At 65.1% G+C, this 24,962-nt stretch carries 24 protein-coding genes; 8 read left to right on the forward strand and 16 right to left on the reverse strand.

Annotated elements, in window-relative coordinates; all coding sequences use genetic code 11:
- Window positions 1–40: 40 nt before the first annotated feature.
- The 16 genes from atpG to rpmH all read right to left on the reverse strand — a co-directional run bounded on the left by atpG (window position 41) and on the right by rpmH (window position 13,470).
- Window positions 41–901 carry a F0F1 ATP synthase subunit gamma gene (atpG, locus tag F792_RS0105960; RefSeq protein ID WP_018168789.1) on the reverse strand — a complete coding sequence of 287 codons (861 nt, stop codon included), beginning with the start codon at window positions 899–901 and terminating at the stop codon, window positions 41–43.
- A 12-nt stretch (window positions 902–913) separates the two neighbouring features.
- Complete coding sequence (atpA, locus tag F792_RS0105965; protein WP_018168790.1) at window positions 914–2,455, reverse strand: F0F1 ATP synthase subunit alpha; 1,542 nt, start codon at window positions 2,453–2,455, stop codon at window positions 914–916.
- A 13-nt stretch (window positions 2,456–2,468) separates the two neighbouring features.
- Window positions 2,469–3,005 carry a F0F1 ATP synthase subunit delta gene (locus tag F792_RS0105970; protein ID WP_018144952.1) on the reverse strand — a complete coding sequence of 179 codons (537 nt, stop codon included), beginning with the start codon at window positions 3,003–3,005 and terminating at the stop codon, window positions 2,469–2,471.
- A 9-nt stretch (window positions 3,006–3,014) separates the two neighbouring features.
- Window positions 3,015–3,485 (reverse strand): F0F1 ATP synthase subunit B, encoded by a 471-nt coding sequence (locus F792_RS0105975; RefSeq protein ID WP_018144953.1) that lies wholly within the window; start codon window positions 3,483–3,485, stop codon window positions 3,015–3,017.
- Window positions 3,486–3,539: 54 nt separating this feature from the next.
- On the reverse strand, window positions 3,540–3,776 hold the full coding sequence (atpE, locus tag F792_RS0105980; protein ID WP_012983953.1) for a F0F1 ATP synthase subunit C: 237 nt from the start codon (window positions 3,774–3,776) through the stop codon (window positions 3,540–3,542).
- Between the two features lie 53 nt (window positions 3,777–3,829).
- A complete protein-coding gene (gene atpB / locus F792_RS0105985) occupies window positions 3,830–4,672 on the reverse strand; it encodes a F0F1 ATP synthase subunit A (protein WP_026287973.1) in 843 nt (280 codons plus the stop codon).
- A gap of 31 nt (window positions 4,673–4,703) precedes the next feature.
- Entirely contained in the window at window positions 4,704–5,090 is a 387-nt protein-coding gene (locus F792_RS0105990; protein WP_018144955.1) for an ATP synthase subunit I, read from the reverse strand.
- A gap of 109 nt (window positions 5,091–5,199) precedes the next feature.
- Window positions 5,200–6,042: a ParB/RepB/Spo0J family partition protein gene (locus F792_RS0105995; protein ID WP_018168792.1), complete on the reverse strand. Its 843-nt coding sequence runs from the start codon at window positions 6,040–6,042 to the stop codon at window positions 5,200–5,202.
- Window positions 6,043–6,089: 47 nt separating this feature from the next.
- Window positions 6,090–6,845: a ParA family protein gene (locus tag F792_RS0106000; protein ID WP_018168793.1), complete on the reverse strand. Its 756-nt coding sequence runs from the start codon at window positions 6,843–6,845 to the stop codon at window positions 6,090–6,092.
- Complete coding sequence (gene rsmG, locus F792_RS0106005; RefSeq protein ID WP_018168794.1) at window positions 6,842–7,471, reverse strand: 16S rRNA (guanine(527)-N(7))-methyltransferase RsmG; 630 nt, start codon at window positions 7,469–7,471, stop codon at window positions 6,842–6,844. Before rsmG ends, F792_RS0106000 begins: the two co-directional genes overlap by 4 nt.
- Window positions 7,461–9,335, reverse strand: coding sequence for a tRNA uridine-5-carboxymethylaminomethyl(34) synthesis enzyme MnmG (mnmG, locus tag F792_RS0106010; protein ID WP_018168795.1), 1,875 nt, complete (start codon window positions 9,333–9,335; stop codon window positions 7,461–7,463). Before mnmG ends, rsmG begins: the two co-directional genes overlap by 11 nt.
- A gap of 338 nt (window positions 9,336–9,673) precedes the next feature.
- Window positions 9,674–10,990 carry a tRNA uridine-5-carboxymethylaminomethyl(34) synthesis GTPase MnmE gene (gene mnmE, locus F792_RS0106015; protein WP_018168796.1) on the reverse strand — a complete coding sequence of 439 codons (1,317 nt, stop codon included), beginning with the start codon at window positions 10,988–10,990 and terminating at the stop codon, window positions 9,674–9,676.
- A 6-nt stretch (window positions 10,991–10,996) separates the two neighbouring features.
- Window positions 10,997–12,697, reverse strand: coding sequence for a membrane protein insertase YidC (gene yidC / locus F792_RS0106020; protein ID WP_038084433.1), 1,701 nt, complete (start codon window positions 12,695–12,697; stop codon window positions 10,997–10,999).
- An 8-nt stretch (window positions 12,698–12,705) separates the two neighbouring features.
- Window positions 12,706–12,963 carry a membrane protein insertion efficiency factor YidD gene (gene yidD / locus F792_RS14535; RefSeq protein WP_047251849.1) on the reverse strand — a complete coding sequence of 86 codons (258 nt, stop codon included), beginning with the start codon at window positions 12,961–12,963 and terminating at the stop codon, window positions 12,706–12,708.
- On the reverse strand, window positions 12,960–13,313 hold the full coding sequence (gene rnpA / locus F792_RS0106025; RefSeq protein WP_038084435.1) for a ribonuclease P protein component: 354 nt from the start codon (window positions 13,311–13,313) through the stop codon (window positions 12,960–12,962). Before rnpA ends, yidD begins: the two co-directional genes overlap by 4 nt.
- A gap of 22 nt (window positions 13,314–13,335) precedes the next feature.
- Window positions 13,336–13,470 carry a 50S ribosomal protein L34 gene (rpmH, locus tag F792_RS0106030; RefSeq protein ID WP_018141118.1) on the reverse strand — a complete coding sequence of 45 codons (135 nt, stop codon included), beginning with the start codon at window positions 13,468–13,470 and terminating at the stop codon, window positions 13,336–13,338.
- Window positions 13,471–13,625: 155 nt separating this feature from the next.
- Between rpmH and dnaA the strand changes: the two genes are divergently transcribed.
- From dnaA to ubiD, 8 genes are all read left to right on the forward strand, one after another.
- A complete protein-coding gene (gene dnaA / locus F792_RS0106035; RefSeq protein ID WP_018168799.1) occupies window positions 13,626–14,999 on the forward strand; it encodes a chromosomal replication initiator protein DnaA in 1,374 nt (457 codons plus the stop codon).
- Between the two features lie 242 nt (window positions 15,000–15,241).
- Window positions 15,242–16,345 (forward strand): DNA polymerase III subunit beta, encoded by a 1,104-nt coding sequence (gene dnaN / locus F792_RS0106040; RefSeq protein WP_018168800.1) that lies wholly within the window; start codon window positions 15,242–15,244, stop codon window positions 16,343–16,345.
- 13 nt (window positions 16,346–16,358) lie between these two features.
- The gene (locus tag F792_RS0106045) at window positions 16,359–17,441 is read left to right on the forward strand and encodes a DNA replication/repair protein RecF (RefSeq protein ID WP_051080698.1); all 1,083 of its coding nucleotides are present in this window, start codon (window positions 16,359–16,361) and stop codon (window positions 17,439–17,441) included.
- Window positions 17,442–17,556: 115 nt separating this feature from the next.
- Window positions 17,557–19,986, forward strand: a complete 2,430-nt coding sequence (gene gyrB / locus F792_RS0106050) for a DNA topoisomerase (ATP-hydrolyzing) subunit B (protein WP_018168802.1) — start codon at window positions 17,557–17,559, stop codon at window positions 19,984–19,986.
- 39 nt (window positions 19,987–20,025) lie between these two features.
- Entirely contained in the window at window positions 20,026–20,544 is a 519-nt protein-coding gene (locus F792_RS0106055; protein WP_018168803.1) for a hypothetical protein, read from the forward strand.
- Window positions 20,545–20,637: 93 nt separating this feature from the next.
- Entirely contained in the window at window positions 20,638–22,689 is a 2,052-nt protein-coding gene (locus F792_RS0106060; protein ID WP_018168804.1) for a M3 family metallopeptidase, read from the forward strand.
- Complete coding sequence (gene xth, locus F792_RS0106065; RefSeq protein WP_018168805.1) at window positions 22,686–23,453, forward strand: exodeoxyribonuclease III; 768 nt, start codon at window positions 22,686–22,688, stop codon at window positions 23,451–23,453. Before F792_RS0106060 ends, xth begins: the two co-directional genes overlap by 4 nt.
- A gap of 45 nt (window positions 23,454–23,498) precedes the next feature.
- Window positions 23,499–24,962, forward strand: a complete 1,464-nt coding sequence (gene ubiD / locus F792_RS0106070; protein WP_018168806.1) for a 4-hydroxy-3-polyprenylbenzoate decarboxylase — start codon at window positions 23,499–23,501, stop codon at window positions 24,960–24,962.

A 24,962-nucleotide genomic window follows, 5' to 3' on the forward strand; every position in this document is an offset into this window, starting at 1 on the left:
CGTAATTCGTGCCGAATCGACCGATTCGTGCCGGTGGGCGCTAGACCGCAGCCGCGCCGCCGACGATCTCGGAGATCTCCTGGGTGATCGCAGCCTGGCGCGCCTTGTTGTAGACGAGCTGCAGGTCCTTGATCATCGTGCCGGCGTTGTCGGAGGCCGACTTCATCGCGACCATCCGTGCGGCCATCTCGCAGGCCACGTTCTCGACCACCGCCTGATAGATCAGGGACTCGACATAGCGCTCGAGCAGCGTATCCATCACCGGATGCGTGTCGGGCTCGTAGATGTAATCCCAGTGGTGCTTGAGCGATTCGTCGCGGCTAGGCGCCGTCGGCAGCAACTGCGTGGCCTGGGCCTGCTGCGTCATGGTGTTGACGAACTTGTTCTCGAGCAGCACCACGCGATCGACCTTGCCGTCGCGGAAGTTGTCCAGCACGACCTTGATCGAACCGATCAGGTCATTGATGTGCGGACGGTCCCCGAGATCCTTGGACTCGGCCACGATGTTGCCGCCCAGGCGCTTGAAGAACTGCAGCGCCTTGCTCCCGATCACGCACAGATCGACCTCGACGCCCTCGTCGCGGTAGCGACGCATCTCGATCACGGCCTTCTTGAACAGGTTGGTGTTCAACCCGCCGCAAAGACCACGGTCGGTCGACACGATGATCAGCGCGACGCGCTTGACCTCGCGTTCCACCATGAACGGATGCTTGTACTCCGCATTCGCCATCGCGACGTGACCGATCACGTCGTGGATCTTCTGTGCGTAAGGCCGGGACTCCTGCATGCGGTCCTGGGCCTTGCGCATCTTGGACGCGGCGACCATTTCCATCGCCTTGGTGATCTTCTGAGTATTCTTGATACTCTTGATCTGCGTCCGGATCTCCTTAGTGCCCGCCATTGCGTGCTCCCGTTACCAGCTGTGCTTGGCCTTGAACTCTTCCAGGGCGCTTTTCAGCTTTTCCTGAATGGAGTCGTTGTAGTCGCCAGTGCTGTTGATTTCGTCCAGGAGCTCCTTCTGGGAGGAACGCGCGTAGGCGATCAGTTCCTTCTCGAAGCTCACGATCTTGTCGGCCTCGACGTCGTCGAGGAAGCCCTCGTTCGCGGCGTACAGCGAAAAGGCCATCTCGCCGATGGACATCGGCTGGTACTGACCCTGCTTCATCAGCTCGGTCACGCGCTTACCGCGATCCAGCTGCTTGCGGGTCAGTTCGTCCAGATCGGAGGCAAACTGCGAGAACGCCGCCAGCTCACGATATTGCGCCAGCGCCAGACGCACGCCGCCACCCAGCTTCTTGATGATCTTGGTCTGGGCGGCACCACCGACTCGGGACACCGACAGACCGGCGTTGATCGCCGGGCGAATACCGGAGTTGAACAGGTCGGTCTCGAGGAAGATCTGACCGTCGGTGATCGAGATCACGTTGGTCGGAACGAACGCGGAGACGTCACCCGCCTGGGTCTCGATGATCGGCAACGCGGTCAGAGAACCGGTCTTGCCCTTCACTTCACCGTTGGTCTTCTCTTCAACGTACTCGGCGTTCACACGCGAGGCACGCTCCAGCAGACGCGAATGCAGGTAGAAGACATCACCCGGGTAGGCCTCACGACCCGGCGGACGACGCAGGAGCAGGGAGACCTGACGGTAGGCCCAGGCCTGTTTGGTGAGGTCATCGTAGACGATCAGCGCGTCTTCGCCGCGATCGCGGAAGTATTCGCCCATCGCGCAGCCGGCGTACGGGGCGATGAACTGCATCGCCGCCGACTCCGACGCATTGGCGGCCACGATGATGGTGTTCTGCATCGCGCCCGCTTCTTCCAGCTTGGACACCACGGAGGCGACCGAGGAGGCCTTCTGGCCAACCGCGACGTAGACGCACTTAACGCCGGAGTCCTTCTGGTTAATGATCGCATCGATCGCGACGGCGGTCTTGCCGGTCTGGCGGTCGCCGATGATCAGCTCGCGCTGGCCGCGACCGACCGGGACCATGGCGTCGATCGCCTTGATACCGGACTGCAGCGGCTGGTCGACCGACTTCCGCTCGATAACACCGGGCGCGATCTTTTCGATCGGGCTGGTGATGTCGCTTTCGATCGGGCCCTTGCCGTCGATCGGACGACCCAGGGAATCGACTACCCGACCCAGCAGCGCCTCGCCAACCGGCACTTCGAGGATGCGGCCGGTGCACTTGACCGTCTGGCCCTCGGAGATGTGCTTGTAGTCGCCCAGGATCACGACACCCACAGAGTCGCGTTCAAGGTTAAGCGCCATACCGAAGGTGTCGCCCGGGAACTCGAGCATCTCGCCCTGCATGACGTCACCGAGACCGTGGACGCGGGCGATACCGTCGGTCACGCTGACCACGGTGCCCTCGTTGGAGGCCTCGGACGAGGCATCGAATTTCTCGATGCGCTGTTTGATCAGATCACTGATCTCGGAGGGATTCAGTTGCATGTTAAATATCCTCTTAGCGACTCAAATTGGCAGCCAGGCGGTTCAGCTGGCCTCGCACGGAGCCGTCGATTACCAGGTCGCCGGCGCGGATGATGGCCCCTCCAAGAAGGGCGCTGTCGACCGAATGCTCGAGATCGACTTCGCAGCCCAGGCCCTGGGCCAGGGCGTCGTGGATCTCTTTCTCCTGCGCCTGGGTGAGCTTGCGAAAGGCAATCACGTCGGCATGGACGCGGTGCTCGGCCGCGGCCTTCAATTCGGCAAAGGCATCGCTCACGGCGGGGAGGGCGGGCAGCCGGCCGTTTTCGGCCAGCAGGCGAACGAGGTTCCCCGCCTCGGGCCCCACCTTGTCACCGGCCACGTCGAGCACGAGCTGTGCCCGGTCCGGCCGCGGGACCCGCGGGTTGGAGAGGAGACTGTGCATCTGCGAATCGCGGGCGATCGCCGCCAGCAATTCGAGCTGCTCGGCCCAGCCGGCGAGATCCTTGGCCTCGCGGGCCCGCTCGAAAGCTGCGCGAGCGTAGGGTCGGGCGACCGAAATCAGGTCTGACATAACGTCTCCTTACAGCTTGGCCGAGAGCTTCTTGAGCAGATCGCCGTGCGCCTTGGCGTCGATTTCCTTGGCCAGGATCTGCTCGGCACCGGCAACCGCCAGCTCGGAGACCTGCTTGCGCAGCTCTTCCTTCGCGCGGTTGATCTCCTGCTCGATCTCGGCGTGCGCCGCCTGCTTGATGCGTTCGCCTTCTTCGTGGGCCGTGGACTTGCTTTCCTCAACCACGTCGTTGGCGCGCTTCTGCGCAGAGGCCACGATCTCGTTGGCCTGCTGCTTGGCCTCCTTGAGGACCTCGGTCGCACGCTCCTGGGCGAGCTCCTGCTCTTTCTCGCCACGTTCCGCGGCTGCCAGGCCGTCGGCAATTTTCTTGCGACGTTCTTCCAGGGCGGCGGACATGGGCGGCCAGACGTAGCGCATCGTGAACCACACGAAGACGCTGAACGCGAGCAGCTGGCCAATGATGGTCAGATTGATATTCATCCTGCTACCTCAGGTTGGACGAGTGGAGGGGACCTCGGGACTCGCTCAGCCTTATTAACCCAGGGCGAACAGGACGTACAGGCCGATACCCACGCCGATCATCGGCACGGCGTCGGTCAGACCCATCACGATGAAGAACTGGGTGCGCAGCATCGGGATCAGTTCCGGCTGACGCGCGGCGCCTTCCAGGAAGCGACCACCGAGGGTACCCACGCCGATGGCGGCGCCGACAGCGGCCAGACCCAGAAGCAGCGAGCCAGCCAGGACGATCAGAGCGTTAGCCATTTCCATTTTTGTATCTCCAGTCGAGTGTTGAAACAGTCAGTTGAGTAGGGAAGTCGAAATCAGTGGTCTTCGCTGTACGCCATGTCGATGTAGACGACGGTCAGCACCATGAAGATGAAGGCCTGCAGCGGCACCACGAGGATGTGGAAGATCGCCCAGCCCACGTGCAGTACACCGCCGGCCAGACCCAGGATCAGGCCCGCAGAGTACATGACACCGATCAGGATGAAGATCATCTCCGCGGCGTACAGGTTGCCGAACAGTCGCAGGGCGAGCGAGGCCGGCTTGGCCAGCAGGTTGATAAACTCCAGGACGAAGTTGATCACCCAGAAAAACGGCTTGATGTACACGATGTTGGTCTGGAACGGGATGCCCGTCAGTTCCTTGATGAAACCCACTGGGCCCTTGATCTTGAGCGAGTAGTAGATGATCAGGATGAACACACCGAGCGCCAGGCCCGCGGTCACGTTGATATCCGTAGTCGGCACGATCTTGAAGTACGGGATACCCAGAAGATAGGCGATGTGCGGGATCAGGTCGACCGGCACGAGGTCCATCAGGTTGAGCAGGAATATCCAGACGAAGATGGTCAGCGCGAGCGGCGCGACCATGTCGTTCTTGTGCTTGAACGAGCCACGGACGTTGTCGTTCACAAAGTCCATCATCATTTCGACGAAATTCTGCCAGCCGCCCGGGACGCCGGCGGTGACCTTCTTGGCCGCGGCACGGAACGTGAGGATGAACAGCAGCCCGAGTGCGATCGACCACAGCATGGAGTCGACGTGGATCGCCCAGAAGCCCATTTCGGCGGCTTCGGTGCTGGTGGTGGCGAAGCTCATCCCCTTCTCGGGGTGGAGTCCGAAGGTAAGATTCGTCAGATGGTGAGCAATGTGCTCTTCCATCGTGGGCAGTCCGCTTTCTGAAGCCATGCAGTTATCTCGTCATTGCTTGATCAGAAACCCGGTGCAGCCACCACAAGGGGGCCAGGTGCACCAGGAGGAAGATGCCGAACAACGCCAGTAAGTCCGGCTCGTCCAGGTAAGCGAACGCCACCCCGAATGCCACCGCGATGATTGCCAGTCGTCCCATCTGGGCGCCCATCATGCGGGCGGTCAGCGAGCCCACCTGATCGGAACGGTAGGCCCGAAACACAACAACCGCGGCCACGGCGTTGCCGAGCGTCGCGGTGATGCCGCCCACCGCAGCCGAGATCGCCACGATCGGGGGGAACAGGGCCAGAAGCAGGCCCGACAGTATCAGCGTTAAGGCGAGCTGCAGACCTAGCGATTGTAAGGCGTGTCTGAAGCGTCGCGGTGTCATTCAGCGGATGGGCACACCCACCCCTCTCCCAAAAAGTGCGCGTAGTATAAGAGCGCCCTTCTACTGCGTCAAACGGCGTTCGGGGCCATCGGCCAGGCCGCTCAGAGAGTTACTGGATGTGGGCGAGGATGCCATCGAGCTCGTCGAGGCTGTTGTATTCGATGACCAGACGGCCTTTGCCCTGGCGGTTGTAGCGAACCTGGACCGCGGCGCCCAGCTGGTCGGAGAGACGGCTCTCCAGTTGCCGCACCTCGGGCGAGGGTCCGGCATCCTTCTTCGGCTCCGGGGTCGCGGCGAGGATCTTCTTGACCAGCTGCTCGGTCGCGCGCACCGAGAGCCCGCGCTTGACCACGGTCGCGGCCACCCCGGGCTGGTCGTCCAGGGGCACCGCCAGCAGGCAGCGGGCGTGGCCCATCTCCAGGCGCCCCTCGTTGACGTGGTCCTTCACCGTGTCGTGGAGTTCCAGCAGGCGCAGCAGGTTGGTGACCGCAGTGCGCGAGCGGCCGACCGCGTCGGCCGCTGCCTGGTGAGTCATCTCGAATTCGCCGATCAGGCGGCGGATGGCCTGCGCCTCTTCCAGCGGGTTCAGATCCTCGCGCTGGATGTTCTCGATCAGTGCCATCGCCGCGGCGGCCTGATCGGGGATGTCGCGGACCACCGCCGGGACGGTCTCCAGGCCCGCGATCTGGGCGGCACGCCAGCGGCGCTCGCCGGCGATCAGCTCATAGCCCTCGTCCAGGCGCCGCACGACGACGGGCTGCACGATGCCCTGGGCTCGGATCGAGTCTGCCAGCTCGGCCAGCGCCGCCTCCGCCATGTGGACCCGGGGCTGATACTTGCCACGCCGGATCTGCTCGATCGGGAGCTGCTCCAAACTGTCGCTGTCGTCACCACCGGCCTGGGCGCCGGAGAGCAGGGCATCCAGGCCTCGGCCCAGTCCTCGTTTCGCCATGGTTGATCGTTCCTGCAGGCAGTCGGTAAGGGGGTAACAGGCGGCGTTCAGCGCCGCAACATCTCGCCGGCCAGGGCCAGGTACGCCACGGCCCCGCGCGAGGAGGCATCATACAACAAGGCCGGCTGGCCAAAACTGGGTGCCTCGGCCAGGCGGATGTTGCGCGGGATCACGGTTCGGAACACGCGATCGCCGAAGTGGCCGGTGAGCTGTGCCGAGACATCCCCGGAAAGACGATTGCGTGGATCGAACATCGTGCGCAGCAGGCCCGAGATACGCAGCTTGGGGTTGGGACCGCGCTGGATGCTCTCGATGGTGCGCATCAGGGCGGTCAACCCCTCCAGTGCGTAGTACTCGCACTGCATCGGGATCACCACACCATCGGCCGCGACCAGGCCGTTGACGGTCAAAAGGTTCAGCGACGGCGGGCAATCGACCAGGATGTGGTCGTAGTTTGCCCGGGCCGGTGCCAGCGCCTCCTGCAACCGGTATTCACGGCGCTCGGCCTCCATCAGCCGCACCTCGGCCACGGTCAGGTCGCCGTTGGCCGGGACCAGGTCATAGCCGGCCTCCACTCGGTGGGCGGCCTCGGCCACCGTGGCCTGGCCCAGCAGGACCTCGCAGGAGGTTGGGTCATCGGCGTGCTTGTCGACGCCCGAACCGGTGGTCGCGTTGCCCTGCGGGTCCATGTCCACCACCAGCACGCGCTTGCCCAGGCGGGCGAGCGAGGCGGCAAGGTTCACGCAGGTAGTGGTCTTGCCCACTCCGCCCTTCTGATTGGTGATGGCCAGCGTATCGGTCACGGGTCGGCTCTCTCGATAATGGCGATGTGCCGCTCGGCGGTCTCGCCGGGAATGGTAACCGGGTCCACGCTTCGGTACGACCACGGGGCCGGGAGCGGTTCGGCGACGACCGAGCGCTGACCCAGCATGGCCAGCACGCGGCCCCCCTCGGCCACCTGTGGCGCGACCCGCGAGACCATGTCGGCCGGGGCCTTGAACGCCCGCGCCAGCACCGTGGTATAGGGCGCGGAGGGCTGGAAATCCTCGATCCGTACATGCACGGCCTCGACCCCGGACAGCCGGGCGAGTCCGATCACGTTCCGCAGGAAGCGGATGCGCTTGGCCGCGCTGTCGAGCAGGCAGAATTCGCGTTCGCGCTCGGTGGCCGCGAGCACGAAACCAGGCAGCCCGGCGCCGGTCCCGACATCCAGCACCCGGTCCCCGTGAAGATACGGGCGCAACGTCAGGCTGTCGAGGATATGCCGGCGAATCCACTGCGCGGGGTCACGCACCGCGGTCAGGTTGTGCACGCGGTTCCAGCGCCCGAGCTGTTCCAAATAAATCGCCAGGGCCTCGATGGCCGGTGGGTCCAGCGCCCAGTCCCCGGCCACGGCGGCCAGGGCCGCGCGCCAGTCGTTACTCGCCACTGGCGCGCTGCTTCAGGTGCACGGCCAACGCCGACAGCGCGGCCGGGGTCACGCCCGGGATGCGCTGCGCCTGGGCCAGGGTATGGGGGCGGAATTCCGCCAGCTTCTGCCGGATCTCGTTCGACAGCCCGTGGACCCGGGCATAGTCGAGGCTGTCCGGGAGGGCGGTCTGCTCGGCCTTCGCCTGGCGGTCGATCTCGGCCTGCTGACGCTCGATGTAGCCGGCGTACTTGGCCTGGATCTCCGCCTGCTCGCGCACGTCGGGCGTGCAGCCGACATCCAGGTCGGGCAGCGCATGCATCAAGCCATCGTAATCGGCCTCGGGGCGGCGCAGCAGGTCGAGCAGCGTGGCATCCGGATCCGGCGCCTTGCCCAGCAAGTCGATCAGGGCCGGGCGGGTTCGCTGGTCGCGGTCCGGGCGGGTTTGTCCGAGTCGGGTCATCTCGGTCTCGATGGCCGCGGCACGGGTCTCGAAGCGCGTCCAGCGGGCGTCGTCGACCAGCCCGTACTCGCGCCCGACCGGGGTCAGGCGCAGATCGGCATTGTCCTCGCGCAGCAACAGCCGGTACTCGGCGCGCGAGGTGAACATGCGGTAGGGCTCCTGGGTGCCGCGGGTCACCAGGTCGTCGATCAGCACACCGATGTAGGCCTCGGAGCGCTGCGGGATCCACGGCGCGGCGTCCTGCACCAGCCGCGCGGCATTGAGCCCGGCGACCAGACCCTGGGCAGCGGCCTCCTCGTAGCCGGTGGTGCCGTTGATCTGGCCGGCAAAGAACAGGTTTCCGAGCTCGCGCGTGGCCAGCGTCGGGCGCAGGCCGCGGGGATCGAAGTAGTCGTATTCGATCGCGTAGCCGGGGCGTGTGATGCGCGCGTTCTCGAAGCCGGCAATGCTCTGCACCAGGGGGACCTGGATCGCATACGGCAACGAGGTGGAGATCCCGTTGGGGTACAGCTCGTGGGTGGTGAGGCCTTCCGGCTCGACAAAGACCTGGTGACTGGTCTTGTCGGCAAAGCGCACCACCTTGTCCTCGATCGAGGGGCAATAGCGCGGGCCAGTGCTGTCGATCTGGCCGGAGTACATCGGCGCCTGGTCGAGGTTCGCCCGGATCAGGTCGTGGGTCTTCTCGCTGGTGCGCGCGATATGGCAGGGGCGCTGGGCCGGGTGGTCGTCGGTCGAGCCGATGAAGGAAAAGACCGGGCGCGGGTCATCGCCCGGCTGCGGCTCGAGCCGCGAGAAATCCACGCTGCGCCCGTCGATGCGCGGCGGCGTGCCGGTCTTGAGCCGCCCGACGGCAAAGGCCATCTCGCGCAGGCGCGCCGCCAGGCGGGTGCTCGGCGGATCGCCCGCGCGCCCGCCGGGCTGCTGGGTGAGCCCGGTGTGCATCTGGCCATTGAGGAAGGTACCCACGGTCAGCACCACGGCGCGGGCGTCGAATGCAATGCCGCCCTCGGTGACCACGCCGGTGACCCGGTCGCCGTCCAGGGTGATATCGGCCACCGGCTGCTGAAAGATCTGCAGGTTCGGCTCGGCCTCGACGAACTGGCGGATGGCCTGGCGGTAGAGCTGCCGGTCCGACTGGGCGCGGGTCGCGCGCACGGCCGGGCCCTTGCGTCGATTGAGGATGCGGAAATGGATGCCGGCGGCGTCCGCTGCGCGGCCCATGACGCCCCCCAGGGCATCGATCTCCTTGACCAGGTGGCCCTTGCCGATCCCGCCGATGGCCGGGTTGCAGCTCATCTGGCCGATGGTCTCGATGTTGTGGGTCAGCAGCAGTGTGCGCGCACCGCCGCGCGCCGCGGCCAAGGCAGCCTCGGTGCCGGCGTGCCCGCCGCCAATCACGATGACATCAAAGGAGTTCGCCATGGTCCTGCTATCCCGGCCGACGGTCCGGCCTGTGAGTGCAATTCGCGCCGCTTATGGTCCGGGCACGAAAATCGGAATTCTAGCAGGGAGTTACGCGAGCGCGAAGCGGCCCCCGGGCCAAATGGTTTTCCGGGCGTGCCGCGGCGGCCTGTTCGCCTGGTTCGTTGCGCCGCGGCGGCTTCGGCCGTGATGGGCAGCAGAGGCCGAATCCAGCGCCCCCCGTCATTGCGAGCAAAGCGAAGCAATCTCCGGAAGCTGGCATGACGTCGGGCCGCGAAATCCGGTGGTCGCGGCGGGCGATTGCCGCGACCCCTTTCGGGGCCTCGCAATGACGGGGACTACTTGCCGATGCAGAAGCCGGCGAAGATCTCGCCCAGCAGGGCCTCGTGGTCCTGGCGACCGAGGAGCGCGTCCAGGGCGCGCTCGGCCAGACGCAGCTCTTCGGCGATCAGGTCCGGGGGCGCGGCGGCGTCGATCGCGGCGAGATGCGTGGCCGTCGTACGCAGGCCGTCCAGATGGCGCGCGCGCACGCTGAAGCGTTGCTGGCCACCCTCGCTCACGCCCAGGCGCTCGACGATCGCCTGTTTGAGCGCGTCGACCCCTGCCCCGGTCCGTGCAGAGATCCTGAGCCCGTGGTCCGCTCGGGTGGAGTCGGCGGCGCAGTCCATCTTGTTCCAGACGGTCAGTCGCGGGATTTCCGCCGGGGCCGCCAAGTCGGGGGCCGCATCCGGACGCGTGAGATCGCGCAGCTCCAGGATCAAGTCAGCCCCGGTGGCCGCCTCCCGCGCCCGCTCCATGCCGATCTTCTCCACCGGATCCTCACTCGCGTGCAGCCCGGCGGTGTCGATCAGTTCGACCGGTATCCCGTGGATCGCAATCGGCGAACGCAGGACGTCGCGAGTGGTCCCGGGGCGATCGGTGACAATCGCGACCTCGCTCTCGGCCAAACGGTTCATCAAGCTGGACTTGCCGACATTCGGGGCGCCGACCAGGGCCAGGCGCAAGCCCTGGGCAAAGTAACGCGCCGGACGCAGTCGTTCGAGGAGTTCGCGGATGGTCGTGTGGAGGGTGTCGGCACGGCGTGCGATATCGGCGGCAGCCTCCGACTCGAGATCGGTCTCGCCGAAGTCGATCTCCGCCTCAATGACCACACGCAGGTCGCGGATCGCGCGCGAGACCGGTTCGAGTTCGGTCGCCAGGGCTCCGTCCAAGCTGGATCGCGCAAGCCTGGCGGCCTGCTCGGTCTGGGCGTGGATCAGATCGGCCACCGCCTCCGCCTGCGCCAGGTCGAGTCGGCCGTTGAGGAAGGCCTGCTCGGTGAACTCCCCCGGTCGGGCACGACGCGCGCCGAGATCCACCGCAGCGGCGACGATTGCCTCCAGCAAGACCGGGCTGCCGTGGCCCTGCAACTCGATCACGTCCTCGCCGGTGTAGGAGTGCGGGCCCGGGAAGGACAGGATCAGACCGTCGTCCAGCGGCTCGCCAGTCGCCGGATCAATGAAGCTGCCGTAGTGGGCGTGGCGTGGAAGGAGCTGCGCGCGTCGGGTCAGGCGCTGGGCGATGGGCAGGGCCTGCGGACCCGACAGACGGACCACACCGATACCGCCCACCCCCGGCGGGGTGGCGACCGCGACGATGGTGTCCGTCACGGTCACGGAGCGTCAGCTCTTCTGCTTGTCCGGGTCCTCGCCGCTCTCGATCTTGCGCGTGATGTACCACTGCTGGGCGATGGAGAACAGGTTGTTGGTGAACCAGTACAGCACCAGACCCGCCGGGAAGAAGGCGAAGAACACGGTGAACACGAACGGCAGCGCCATGAAGATCTTCTGCTGCACCGGGTCCATCGGCGGAGGGTTCAGCTTGTACTGCACGAACATCGACACGCCCATCAGGATCGGCAGAATGAAGTACGGATCGCGCGAGGACAGATCCTGCACCCACAGCCACCAGGGCGCCTGGCGCAGTTCGACACTCTCCAGCAGCACCCAGTACAGGGCGATGAACACCGGGATTTGCACCAGGATCGGGAGACAGCCACCCAGCGGGTTGATCTTCTCCTTCTTGTACAGGTCCATCAGCGCCTGGTTCATGCGCTGCTTGTCGTCCTTGTAGCGTTCCTTCAGTGCCTGCAGCTTGGGCGCGACCTTGCGCATGCGCGCCATGGAACGGTAGCTGGTGGCGGAGAGCTTGAAGAAGGCCAGCTTGATCAGGATGGTCAGGATGACGATCGACCAACCCCAGTTGCCCACGAAGGCGTGGATCTTGTCCAGCAGCCAGAACAACGGCTTGGACAGGAACGTGAAGATGCCGTAGTCGGCCGTAAGCTCCAGGCCCTGGGCGATCTCGGAGAGCTCTGCCTGGAGCTTGGGTCCGACCCACAAGCGGGTGGAGAACTCGCCGCTGCTCCCCGCTGCGATCTGGCGCGATTCGGAGTGCAGGCCAATCAGATACTCGTCACCCAGATCGCTGGGCACGGCACGGGCGTACAGCGCATTGACCTCGTCCTCACCCGGGACCCAGGTGGAAACGAAGTAGTGCTGAATCATCGCGATCCAGCCGCCCTGGATGCGTGCCTGAATGGGGTCGTCGCGGAACGATTCGAAGCTTTCGCGTTGGTAGCTGCCATCGAAATAGGCCGCTCCGGTAAAGGTGTACAGCCACCAGGACTCCCGATCCGGCGTCGGCCCGTGGCGGAGCTGTCGGTACTGGCGACCGCTCCAGGTGGAATCGGACCGGTTGTGGACCTCGTAGTCCAGCTCGATCAGATGCGAGCCACGGGTAAAGGTGTAGGTCTTGGTGACCTCGATTTCGCCATCGTCGGAGACCCAGCGCAGCGGGACCTCGAGCTGTTCCTGCCCGTCGGCGAGCTCGAAGCGGTCCTGGTCGACCTGGAAATTGGCGTGGTGCGACGGTGCGCGCCCCTCCATCGACTGGTCGTTCACCCGGTCGTGGGTCAGACCACTCTGGGCGACATAGCCGCGCACGCGATGGTCGAACAGGCGGACCGGCACCAGCGGATCGTCCTGCAGGTCCCGTGGATACTGCAGCAGGTCGGCGCGCAGCAGCGTGCCCCCGCGGGTGTCAATCAGGATCTCGTGGGTATCGGTACGCACGGTGATCTGCTGACGGTCCGGCTCCTGCAGGGTGCTCACTTGCGGGGCGTCTGCCGCCCGCGTGTCCGGTTCCGACTCGAATTGCGGCGCATCCGGCACGTCCTCCGGACGGGCATCGGGGTCCTCCGCGGCGCGCTCGGCGGCGGTGTCCGGCTGGGATGTGCTGCCGTAATCCTGGTTCCAGGCCTGCCACATCAGGAACAGGACAAAGGCCAGGGTCAGCCACAAAAGGGGGCGAAGGTTATCCATGAGCGCGACTACTTTGAGGGTCGAGTGCTGGGAGTATCGGAACGCGGGTGCGGGACCGGGTCATAGCCACCGGGCGACCAGGGATGGCAGCGCAGGATGCGGCGCAAACCGAGCCAAAAGCCCCGCAGGACCCCGTGAGTCTCGACCGCCTCGACGGTATAGGCCGAGCACGTCGGGTAATGCCGACAATGGGGCGCCATGAACGGCGAGATGCCGTACTGGTAGGCCCGGACGGGCAACAGGGCGATCTTGCGTGGCAGAGTCATTGCAGACGTTCCAGCAGGCTGTCGATCTCGGCGCGCAGGGCGCGGCGGTCCATGGTCGCCGCGCCGCCTCGGGCCAGCACGATCATGTCGACCGGTGGCAGGTGGGCCCGCCGCCGGCGGAAGGCCTCGCGCACGATGCGCTTGATCCGGTTGCGGTCCGATGCCTGGCGGACATGCCGCTTGCCAATCGCAAGGCCCAGGCGTGCCTCGCCAGATTCCGAATGGCGATACAGCAGGGTCAGATCGCGACCGCGCTGGCGCCGGGCGTCCTTGAAGACGCGCTGATAATCCGCACCGGTCAACAGACGGACGCGGCGAGGAAAGGTCTCGCTAGCTGGCGCCGCGGTCACGGGAGCCGGCGCGCCGCCCGGACTACGGGCAGAGGCGCTTGCGGCCCTTGGCGCGACGGGCGTTCAGGACCTTGCGACCACCACGGGTGGCCATGCGGGCCCGGAAGCCATGCGTGCGGGCGCGAACGAGCCGGCTGGGTTGAAAAGTGCGCTTCATGAGAGTTCCCGTGACGCTTGGTTAAAGGGCGGTGAAAACTAGCGCCATCCGGACGCAAAGTCAATCTCGAGGGTCGGCAAGTCGCTGGCACCGGGTACCCCCATCGGCGTAGACTCGGTGGCTTCCAATTCCCCCGTCGCCCCGGAGACGAACGCGTGTCAGCCAATGCCCTGTGGACAGCCTGTCTGGATCGCCTGCAGGGGAAGGTCAGCGAACAGCAACTCAACACCTGGCTGCGGCCGCTGCATGCCGAAGAGTCCGAAGGCGGGCTGCGACTGCTCGCGCCGAACCAGTTTGTGTTCGAGCACGTGCGCGATCACCTGCTGGAATCGATCGAGCAGACCGTGGGCGAGCTGCAGCCGGTGGGCGAGCAGGACGGGCGCCGCGTGCGACTCGGGATTGGCGGTGCGCAGATTCCGGTCCCGCCGACCCCCAGTGGTCGCGAGTCCCGCCACGAACGCGGCGCTGCAGACAAGAGCGCCAGCACTGCGCCACGCCCCCAAGGGCCCGTGAGTAACCTGAACCCGGCCTTCACCTTCGACAGCTTCGTCGAGGGCAAGTCGAACCAGCTCGCGCGCGCAGCCAGCCTCCAGGTCGCGGAAAACCCCGGGGTGGCCTACAACCCGTTGTTTATCTATGGCGGGGTCGGGCTCGGCAAGACCCACTTGATGCATGCCATCGGGCACAGCATCCTGGCCCGGCACCCCGAAGGGCGGATCATCTATCTGCACTCCGAGCGCTTCGTGGCGGACATGATCAAGGCGCTGCAGCACAACGCGATCGACGAGTTCAAGCAGCACTACCGCTCCGCCGACGCACTGCTGATCGACGACATTCAGTTCTTTGCCGGCAAGGAGCGTTCCCAGGAGGAGTTCTTCCACACCTTCAACGCGCTGCTGGAGGGCCAGCAGCAGATCATCCTGACCTCGGATCGCTACCCGAAAGAGGTCGAGGGGCTGGAGGAACGCCTGAAGTCACGCTTCGGCTGGGGGCTGACGATCGCGATCGAGCCGCCAGAACTGGAGACCCGGGTGGCCATCCTCCAGCGCAAGGCGGAGCAGGCGGGGATCGAGCTCCCGTCCGAGGTCGCATTCTTCATGGGCAAGCGGATCCGTTCCAACATCCGCGAACTGGAAGGCTCGCTGCGGCGGGTGATCGCCAACGCGCACTTTACCGGGAAACCGATCACCGTCGAGTTTGCCAAGGACGCTCTGCGCGACCTTCTCGCAGTACAGAACAAACTGATTACACTGGAGAATATCCAGAAGACGGTCGCGGACTACTATCGCGTGAAGGTGGCCGATCTGCTGTCGAGCCGGCGCAGCCGATCGATTGCCCGTCCGCGGCAGATCGCGATGGCCCTGGCAAAGGAACTGACCCAGCACAGCCTGCCGGAGATCGGACAGGCCTTCGGCGGTCGCGATCACACCACGGTAATCCATGCCTGCCGGAAGGTCGCCGAACTCCGCGAGGCGGACGCCAGCCTGGACGAGGACTACTCGAATCTTCTGCGGACTCTCAGTAGCTGAAGTGGCTGTCCAATTGTCGGCAAAGCTGTGGATAAGCTGGGTGCAACTGCGGTATGGAAAGGTGGAAAACGCGGACCGCGAAACTGTCCACAGGTTGGGAACAGGCTTCACAGAGGTTCGCGAGAGCCAAAAAGTGTCGACAAATAACTGAATTCAAAACGAAATCGGGGTTTCCTGCACAGGTCGACCTGCCCCTTATTACTACTATTTAAATATCTAAACACTAGATACAGGACATCGCCATGGAACTGTCTTTCAATCGCGAGACGATGACCGAAGCGCTGCAACGGATTGTGGGCGCGGCCGAAAAACGATTGACGATGCCGATCCTCGGGAATGTGCGTCTGCGACCGGACGACAACGGCGCGATCCGGATGGATACCACGGATCTCGAACTCGCCTGGCAGGCGGGTGCGGAAGGCACCATCCCGGGCGAATGCGATATCACCGTATCGGTGCGCAAGCTGTTGGACGTCGTGAAGGCGGCCCCCGGGGACAGCGAGATTCGGGCTCGGGTGGAAGGCGAACGCATGACCGTGGGATTCGCCGGTTCGCGCTTCAGCCTGGCGACCCTGCCCGGCGCGGATTTCCCCGACTGGGAGGCGCGAGGGTCGGAGGTCGTGCTCGATGTGCCCCAGAACCGGCTGCGGCGTCTGCTGGAAGCGACGATGTTTTCGATGGCGCAGCAGGACGTGCGTTACTACCTCCAGGGTTTGCTCCTGGTAGCCAGCGGGACCAGTCTGCGGGCGGTCGCGACGGACGGGCATCGCTTGGCGCTGGCCGAGGTGGAACTCGAGCACCCGGTGGAGGGGCGAGTTGAACGCATTGTCCCGCGCAAGGCCGTGGCGGAGTTGCGACGAAATCTGGCCGACGACGAATCGACGGTCCGGATCGGATTCGGGGAAGACCAGGTCGTATTCGAACTGGGCAAAGCGGTCCTGCGCAGCAAGGTGATCGAGGGGCGCTTCCCGGACTACGAACGGGTCATTCCTTCGGATCTGCCCTCCACGTTGCGGGTCGACCGGGAAGTTCTGAAACAGGCGTTGGGCCGGGTGGCGATTGTTGCGAGTGACAAGTATCGCGGCGTACGCATGGCCCTGGGGGAGAACGGTTGCCAGGTGATGACCCACAATGCCGATCGTGAAGAGGCCCAGGAGTCGGTCGAGGCGGAATACGACGGGGGGCCGATGGAGATCGGGTTCAACCTCGGGTACCTGGCGGACGTGCTGAATGTCCTGGAGACCGAGCAGGTCCGGATCGGGCTGCGTGACGGGAACTCGTCGATCCTGATTCAGGCGGAACCACCGGGCGGGGCGCGCTACGTGGTGATGCCGATGCGCCTGTAGATCCGGGGTCTGCGTGCTGGAGTCGCTGTGGTGGCAGGGGGTCCGCAACCTTGAGGAACAGGCCTTGACGTTGGGGCCGGGGATCAACCGGCTGGTCGGGCCGAATGGTGCAGGCAAGACCTCCATTCTCGAAGCAGTGCATATCCTCGCGGCTGGGCGCTCGTTCCGTACTCAGCAATTACGTCGTGTTGGGCGGAGCGGAGCCGAAGGGTTGTGGATTGGGGCAGTGGTGAAGGATCCGGCTGGGGGCTCCCATCGGCTGGGGATTAGCTGGGATGGTGCGCGCCGGTCGCGGCTCGATGGCCGCTGGATGGAAGGCCATGCGGCGGTCGCCGAGTGGTTGCCGGCGCGAACGCTGCATGCGGGCTCCTTCGAATTGTTGACGGGTGGACCGGAAGAACGCAGGCGCTTGTTGGACTGGGGCTGCTTCCATGCAATCCCGGGGTACCGGGGCCAGTGGCAGCGCTGGAAGCGGGCCCATGACCAACGTAATGCCGCCTTGCGCGCGGGGGACCGCGCGGGGGCTCGCGAGTTTGAGCGACCCTGGCTGGAATTCGGCGAGGCGATCAGTGACGCGCGCCGTCGTTACGTAGAATCCTGGCAGGCGGCGACCAAGGAGGCCGCCCGGCAGTTCGGATTCGGCGAGCGGTTAGCCGATTTGAACTTGAATCCGCGGATGGGCTGGGATCGGGAAAGGAGCCTGAGCGAGGCGCTGGAGCGTAGTCGGGAGGGCGACGAAGAACGGGGCTTCGCGCAGGCGGGGCCGCAGCGGGCCGACATTGATTTGCGGCTATCGGGTCGTCTCGCCGCCGAGGCCTCCCGGGGCGAGCAAAAGCGACTGGTTACGTCTCTCGTGGGCGGGCAGGCATGGATGCTGGAGGCCGAGACCGGGCGGGCGCCGGTGATGTTGCTGGACGATGTAGTGTCGGAGCTGGATCGCGAGGCAGTGGAGGGGTTGATGTCCGGGTTGTGTGCGTCGGGCTGGCAGATCCTGGTGACCGCTGTGGGGGATGATATCCCTGGGCTGGCAGGGGATACCGCAGGGCAATTGTTCCACGTGAAACATGGTCGCGTAACCCCCGAACCCCCAGCCTGATGCGCCCGGGCCTTGGGTCTCGTCGCCCTCCTGGACCCCCGTACGTGACCTCACCGGTGCCCCCCGCCTTTGCGCTATACTGGCGTGTCTGCAACTGGCCGGATGACTGACCCGAATGTCCGAAACTGAAGCCCAAGATCCCTCCGTCTACGATTCCTCTCAGATCCGCGTCCTCAAGGGCCTGGATGCCGTTCGCAAGCGACCGGGCATGTACATCGGTGACACCGATGACGGCACAGGCCTGCACCACATGGTCTTCGAGGTGGTCGATAACTCGATCGACGAGGCGCTGGCAGGTCACTGCGACAGTATTGAGGTCACGATCCACGAGGACAATGCGGTCTCCGTCACGGACAACGGTCGCGGCATTCCCGTGGATATCCACGAAGAAGAGGGTATGTCGGCCGCAGAGGTCATCCTCACTGTCCTGCATGCAGGCGGGAAGTTCGACAACAACTCCTACAAGGTCTCCGGCGGCCTGCACGGCGTGGGTGTCTCGGTGGTGAATGCCCTGTCGGAAGAGCTCCGCCTGGAGATCCACCGGGATGGTCAGCGCCACGAACAGATCTATCACCTCGGCGTCCCGGATGCGCCGCTGGCGGTGACCGGCACCACGGAGCGCAACGGAACGAAGATCTGGTTTCGCCCCAGCCCGACCATCTTCACCGACATCAATTTTCACTACGAGATCCTCGCCAAGCGCCTGCGGGAGCTGTCGTTCCTCAACTCGGGCGTGCGCATCACGCTGCGCGACCACCGGGATAACCGCGAGGAGACCTTTGTCTTCGAAGGCGGTATCCGTGCCTTCGTCGAACACCTGAACCAGAAGAAAACCGCGCTGCATCCCACGGTCGTCTACGCCGACCAGATGCGCGAGGACTACGCAGTCGAAATCGCCCTGCAGTGGAATGACTCCTACCAGGAGAACATCTTCTGCTACACCAACAACATTCCGCAGCGCGACGGTGGCTCGCACATGGCGGGCTTTCGCGCCGCGCTGACGCGCACGATCAATCAGTACCTGGAGAACGAGGGCCTGATCAAGAAGGCCAAGGTCGCCACGGCGGGCGACGACATGCGCGAAGGCCTCACGGCCGTGCTCTCGGTCAAGGTGCCGGACCCCAAGTTCTCGTCGCAGACCAAGGACAAGCTGGTTTCCTCCGAGGTCAAGCCGATCGTTGAAAGCGTGCTGTCGGACGCCCTCAACAATTTCCTGCTGGAACACCCGCAGGAAGCCAAGGCCATCACCGAGAAGGTGCTGGATGCCGCGCGAGCGCGCGAGGCCGCCCGCAAGGCGCGTGAGGTCACCCGCCGCAAGGGAGCGCTGGATATTGCCGGTCTGCCGGGCAAGCTGGCCGACTGTCAGGAGAAGGACCCGGCTCAGTCCGAGCTCTACCTGGTCGAGGGTGACTCCGCCGGCGGTTCGGCCAAGCAGGGTCGTGACCGCCATTTCCAGGCGATCCTGCCGCTCAAGGGCAAGATCCTGAATGTCGAGCGCGCGCGCTTTGACCGTATGCTGGGTTCAGCCGAGGTGGGCACGCTCATCACGGCGCTGGGCTGCGGTATTGGCAAGGAAGAGTACGATCCGGACAAGCTGCGTTATCACCGCATTATCATCATGACTGACGCGGACGTGGACGGCTCCCATATCCGTACCCTGCTTCTGACCTTCTTCTTCCGCCAGATGCCGGAACTGATCGAGCGCGGCCACGTATATATCGCGCAGCCGCCGCTGTACAAGATCAAGCGTGGCAAGCGCGAGCAGTACGTGCGCGACGAGGCCGAAATGGGCGAGATCGTGATCTCCCTCGCACTGGACGGCGCCGCGCTCTATCCCAGCCCGGATGCACCTCCGATTACCGGCGAGGCCTTCGAGGACCTGGTGAAGGGCTATCAAAAGGCCGCGCGCGCCGTGCAGCGCCTGGGCCGGATGTACGACTCGCGCATCCTTTGGGCGATGCTCGAGGCTGATGCGATCCCCGAGCCCCGAAGCGTGACTAACGCTGCGGTTCAGGCGTGGTTTGCCCGCATCCTGGAGAATCTATCCAGCGACAAGGCGGGTGCAACCCGCTACAGCCTGGGGCCGGTGACCCAGCATGAAGGCACGGCACAGCTGAGCCTGGACCGCATCGAACACGGCGCCGCCCTGTCGCAGTACATCACCGATGACACCCTGGCATCGCGTGATTTTCAGGCAGTACTCGACCTGTCCGCCCGTCTTAACGCCCTTCTCGACGAAGGTGCGTACATGAAGCGCGGGGAACGCGTCCACGTGATCGAGGGCTTTTCCGAAGCCATGGAATGGCTCCTGCAGGAGGGGCGCCGCGGGCTGGCAACCCAGCGCTACAAGGGCCTAGGCGAGATGAATCCCGACCAGCTTTGGGACACCACGATGAACCCCGAATCCCGCCGCCTGCTCCAGGTCCGGGTCGAAGATGCCATCCGTGCCGACGAAATCTTCACCACCCTGATGGGCGATCAGGTCGAGCCGCGTCGCGAATTTATCGAGTCGCGAGCCCTCAGTGCCGAGAACGTCGATATCTGACGTACTCGCTGCCACGGTACGACGAATCCCGCCGGCACCATGCAGGTCCTGGCCGCACTCCTGGTCCTGGTGATTCTGGCGCTGGTCGCGTTTCGCCTGTACACCCATCTTGCGGTCCATGAACGCCGCGTCGTCGCGGCCTGGGATCGACTCGATACCCTGCTCACCCAGCGCAATGGCCTGCTGGAGCGGGCTTGTTCCGCGACCCGGGCTGATCCGCCCCTGGACCTGCGGGCGCTCCAACAGCTGGTCCAGGAACAGGAGCGAGCGCGACGCTGCGGTGATCTTCCTGGTCTGGCCCGGGGCGAACGCGCCATCCGCGCCGAATGGGACCATATACGAACACAAATCCTTGATAAATATAACAATTTGTCGGTTTCGCCCGATCGACTGCCCCCTCGCGTAGCGGCACTGGACCAAGCAATTACGGAGGCCCTCGGCCGCTACAATGCTGCTGTGGATGCCTATGCCGGGCTGCGCTGCCAGTGGGCCTACGGACTCCTCGCCCGCCTCGCTGGCCATGCCGTCTTTCACCCCGTTCGCCCGCCGAGCCCGTAAGCTTCGCCCCGACGACCCCGTTGCCGGGAACACCCTGCCGGGCTTTCTGTCCGAATGGCATAATCCACTGCTGGCCCGACCCCTGGAGATACCGTGTCCAACCCCTTGCTGCAGACCGACCGGCTGCCCGCCTTTCGTGCCATCGAGCCCCAACATGTCCTGCCCGCGGTGGAAACCGTCCTGGTGGAGAATCGCGCGGAGATTGATCGGCTGGTCGCGGCCGCCGGGGATCAACCAACCTGGGCTACGCTGATCCAGCCGTTGCAGGCGCTGGACACGCGCCTGGATGCCGTCTGGTCTCCGGTGGGTCACCTCAATGCGGTCATGAACGGTCCCGAGATTCGCGAGGCATACAACGCCAGCCTTCCCCTGTTGTCGGATTACGGCAGTTGGGTCTCGCAGCATCAGGGCCTGTACCGGGCGGTCCGTCGCCTGGCAGACAGTGAAGAGTACGCGCAGCTTTCGCCCCAGCGGCGCAAGGTGCTGGATGACATGCTGCGTGATTTCCATCTGAGCGGCGTCGATCTCCCCGAGGCCGAGCGCGAACGCCTGCGCGCCATCAACGCCCGCCTTTCGGAGCTGACTGCACGTTTCGAAGAGAACGTGCTGGACGCCACTCAGGCCTGGACCTGGCAGACCGATGATGCGGCCGCGCTCGCCGGCATCTCCGAGTCCGATCGGGCCATGCTCGCGCAGAACGCTCGCGATCACGACCAGACGGGCTTTGTCGTGACCCTGGATATCCCCAGTTACCTCGCAGTCATGACCCACGCCGAGGATCGCGACCTGCGTTACCGTGTCTACGAGGCCTTCACGACGCGTGCGTCTGACCTCGGGCCCGGCGCCGGCAATCACGACAACAGCGAGATCATGGTCGAGATCCTCCAGTTGCGGGAGGAGAAGGCGCATCTAACGGGCTTTCGCCACTACGCCGAGCGCTCGCTCGCGACCAAGATGGCCGATAGCGCCGAGCAGGTCGAAGGCTTCCTCCAGGATCTGGCGCACCGCGCGCGCCCCCAGGCCCAGCGCGACCTGGACGAGTTGCGCGCCTTTGCCCGCGACGAGCTCGACCTCGGAACCCTGGAGGCCTGGGACATGGCCTTCGCGGCCGAGAAGATGCGCGAGCGGCGCCTGGGTCTCAGCCAGGAGATGTTGAAGCCCTACTTCCCCGCTGACCGCGCGGTCAGCGGCTTGTTCGGCCTGGTCCAGCGTCTGTTCCAGGTCCGCTTCGAGCCCGACGACAGCATCGAGACCTGGCACGACGACGTCCGGTTTTATCGCATCTTTGACGCGAATGGCACCGAACGCGCTGGCTTTTACTTCGATCTCTACGCCCGCAAGAACAAGCGCGGCGGCGCCTGGATGGATGTCTGCCGCAACCGTTTCATCTCCGAGGACCGCGCCCAGCTGCCGGTCGCCTACATGACCTGCAACTCCACCCCGCCGGTGGACGGCAAGGCGGCCCTTTTCACTCATGACGAAGTGATTACGCTGTTCCATGAGTTCGGTCACGGCCTGCATCACATGCTGACCCGGGTGGACGAACCCGACATCGCCGGCATCAACGGCGTGGAATGGGATGCGGTCGAACTGCCCAGCCAGTTCATGGAGAACTGGTGCTGGGAACGCGAGGCGCTGGATCTGTTCGCGCGCCACCACGAGACCGGCGAGGCGATGCCCGAGGACCTGTTCCAGCGCCTGCAGGGGACGCGCCATTTCCACGCGGCGTTACAGCTATTGCGCCAGGTCGAGTTCTCCCTCTTCGACATGCGCTTGCATGCCGGGCCCGCCCCTGCGCAGGCCGCGGACATCCAGCGGCTCCTGGAGACCGTGCGTCAGGAGATCGCGGTGGTCCATCCGCCGGCGTTCAATCGCTTCGCCCACGGCTTCGGCCACATCTTCGCTGGCGGCTATGCCGCGGGGTACTACAGCTACAAGTGGGCCGAGGTCCTGTCGGCTGACGCATTCGGGCGCTTCGAAGAGGAAGGTCTGTTTTCGTCCGAAGTGGGGGCGGCCTACCTGCGCGAGATTCTCGAGGCCGGAGCCTCGCGCCCGGCCGCGGATTCCTTCCGTGCCTTCCGCGGGCGCGATCCGCAGATCGACGCCCTGTTGCGTCATAGCGGCCTGGAGGAGAAAGCCGCGTGAAGATCGCCAGCTGGAACGTCAATTCGCTCAAGGTGCGTCTGCCGCAGGTCCTCGATTGGCTGGGGAGCTCGCGGACCGACGTCCTGGCCCTGCAGGAGACCAAGCTGACCGACGAGAACTTTCCGGCCGCGGCCATCCGTGATGCGGGCTATCAGGTCGTGTTCTCCGGGCAGAAGACCTACAACGGCGTGGCCATCATCTCCCGCACCGAGGCCACCGACGTGGTCACCGACCCGGCCGGGCTCGAGGACGCCCAGCGCCGTATCCTCGCCGCCACCATCGGCGAGGTTCGCGTGGTCAACCTGTATGTAGTGAACGGCGAGAACGTCGGTACCGAGAAATACGCCTACAAGCTGGACTGGCTGGCGCGGCTGCACGCCTGGCTGGCCGACGAGATTGCGCAGCACCCGAATCTCGTGGTCCTCGGTGACTTCAACATCGCCCCGGATGATCGCGACGTGCACGACCCCGAGGCCTGGCACGAGCGCATCCTTTGCTCCACGCCGGAACGCGAGGCCCTGGCCGCGCTTACCGATCTCGGCCTCACGGATACCTTCCGCGCCTTCGAGCAGCCCGCGGAGGAGTATTCCTGGTTCGATTATCGAGCTGCGTCCTTCCGTCGCAATCGGGGTCTGCGCATCGACCTGGTCCTCGCCAGCGCTCCCTTGCAGGCCCGTCTGCAGGCCGCGGGCATCGACCGCGAACCGCGTGCCTGGGAGCGTCCGTCCGACCATGCCCCGGTCTGGGCGGAATTCTCCGCCTAACCCTGGCCCGGGTCGCACCAACCGGCCATTCCCGAGGGAGACCCCGTGAAGTACAAGGATCTGCGCGATTTCATTGATGGCCTCGAACAGCGCGGCGAGCTGCGCCGCATCACCCGCGAGGTGGACCCGAACCTGGAGATGACCGAGATCGCCGACCGCGTCCTGCGCGCCGGCGGCCCGGCCCTGTTGTTCGAAAACCCTACCGGCTCCGACATCCCGGTGCTCGCCAACCTGTTTGGTACTCCGGAGCGGGTGGCCATGGGCATGGGCGAGGACTCTGTCGAAGCCCTGCGCGAGGTCGGGCGCCTGCTTGCCTTCCTGAAGCAGCCGGATCCGCCCAAGGGGCTCAAGGCGGCCTGGGAACAGCTGCCGATCTTTCGCAAGGTGCTGGACATGGCGCCCAAGAAGATCCGCGGGGCGCCCTGTCAGCGCCATGTAATAGAAGGCGATGCGGTTGATCTCGACCAACTCCCGGTCCAGACCTGCTGGCCGGAAGACGCCGGCCCCCTGATTACCTGGGGCCTGGTGGTCACCCGTGGCCCGGAGAAGTCGCGTCAGAACCTCGGGATCTATCGCCAGCAGGTGATTGGGCGCAATCGCGTGATCATGCGCTGGCTGTCCCATCGCGGCGGGGCCCTCGATTTTCGCGACTGGTGCCAGGCCCACCCCGGCGAGCCGTTTCCCATCGCGGTCGCCCTGGGTGCCGATCCGGCCACCATCCTCGGCGCAGTGACCCCGGTGCCGGACACCCTGTCCGAATATGCCTTCGCCGGGCTGCTGCGTGGCAGTCGAACCGAGGTCACCCGCTGCATCGGTTCCGACCTGGAGGTCCCGGCCTCCGCCGAGTTCGTGCTCGAGGGGCACATCCACCCGGGGGATACTGCGCCGGAAGGCCCGTTCGGGGACCACACGGGTTACTACAACGAGGTGGACGACTTCCCGGTCTTCACCATCGACCGCATCACCCATCGCGATCAGCCGATCTACCATTCCACCTACACCGGGCGCCCGCCGGACGAGCCCGCCGTGCTCGGGGTGGCCCTGAACGAGGTGTTCATTCCCATCCTGCAGAAGCAGTTCCCGGAGATCGTGGACTTCTACCTGCCGCCCGAGGGTTGTTCCTACCGTCTGGCCGTCGTCTCCATGCGCAAGCAGTATCCGGGGCACGCCAAGCGCGTGATGATGGGGGTGTGGTCCTTCCTGCGTCAGTTCATGTATACCAAGTTCGTGATCGTGGTCGACGACGACGTGGATACCCGCGACTGGAAAGACGTGATCTGGGCCATCACCACCCGCATGGACCCGGCCCGCGACACCACCCTGGTGGAAAACACCCCCATCGACTATCTCGATTTCGCTTCCCCAGTCTCCGGACTGGGCTCGAAGATGGGCATGGACGCGACCTCCAAATGGCCGGGCGAGACCGATCGCGAGTGGGGCCGGCCGATCGCCATGGACGAGGCGGTCAAGCGCCGCGTGGACGAGATCTGGGATGAACTGGGGATATGA

Source organism: Thioalkalivibrio sp. ALMg9, from assembly GCF_000380625.1.
Lineage (GTDB): Bacteria > Pseudomonadota > Gammaproteobacteria > Ectothiorhodospirales > Ectothiorhodospiraceae > Thioalkalivibrio > Thioalkalivibrio versutus.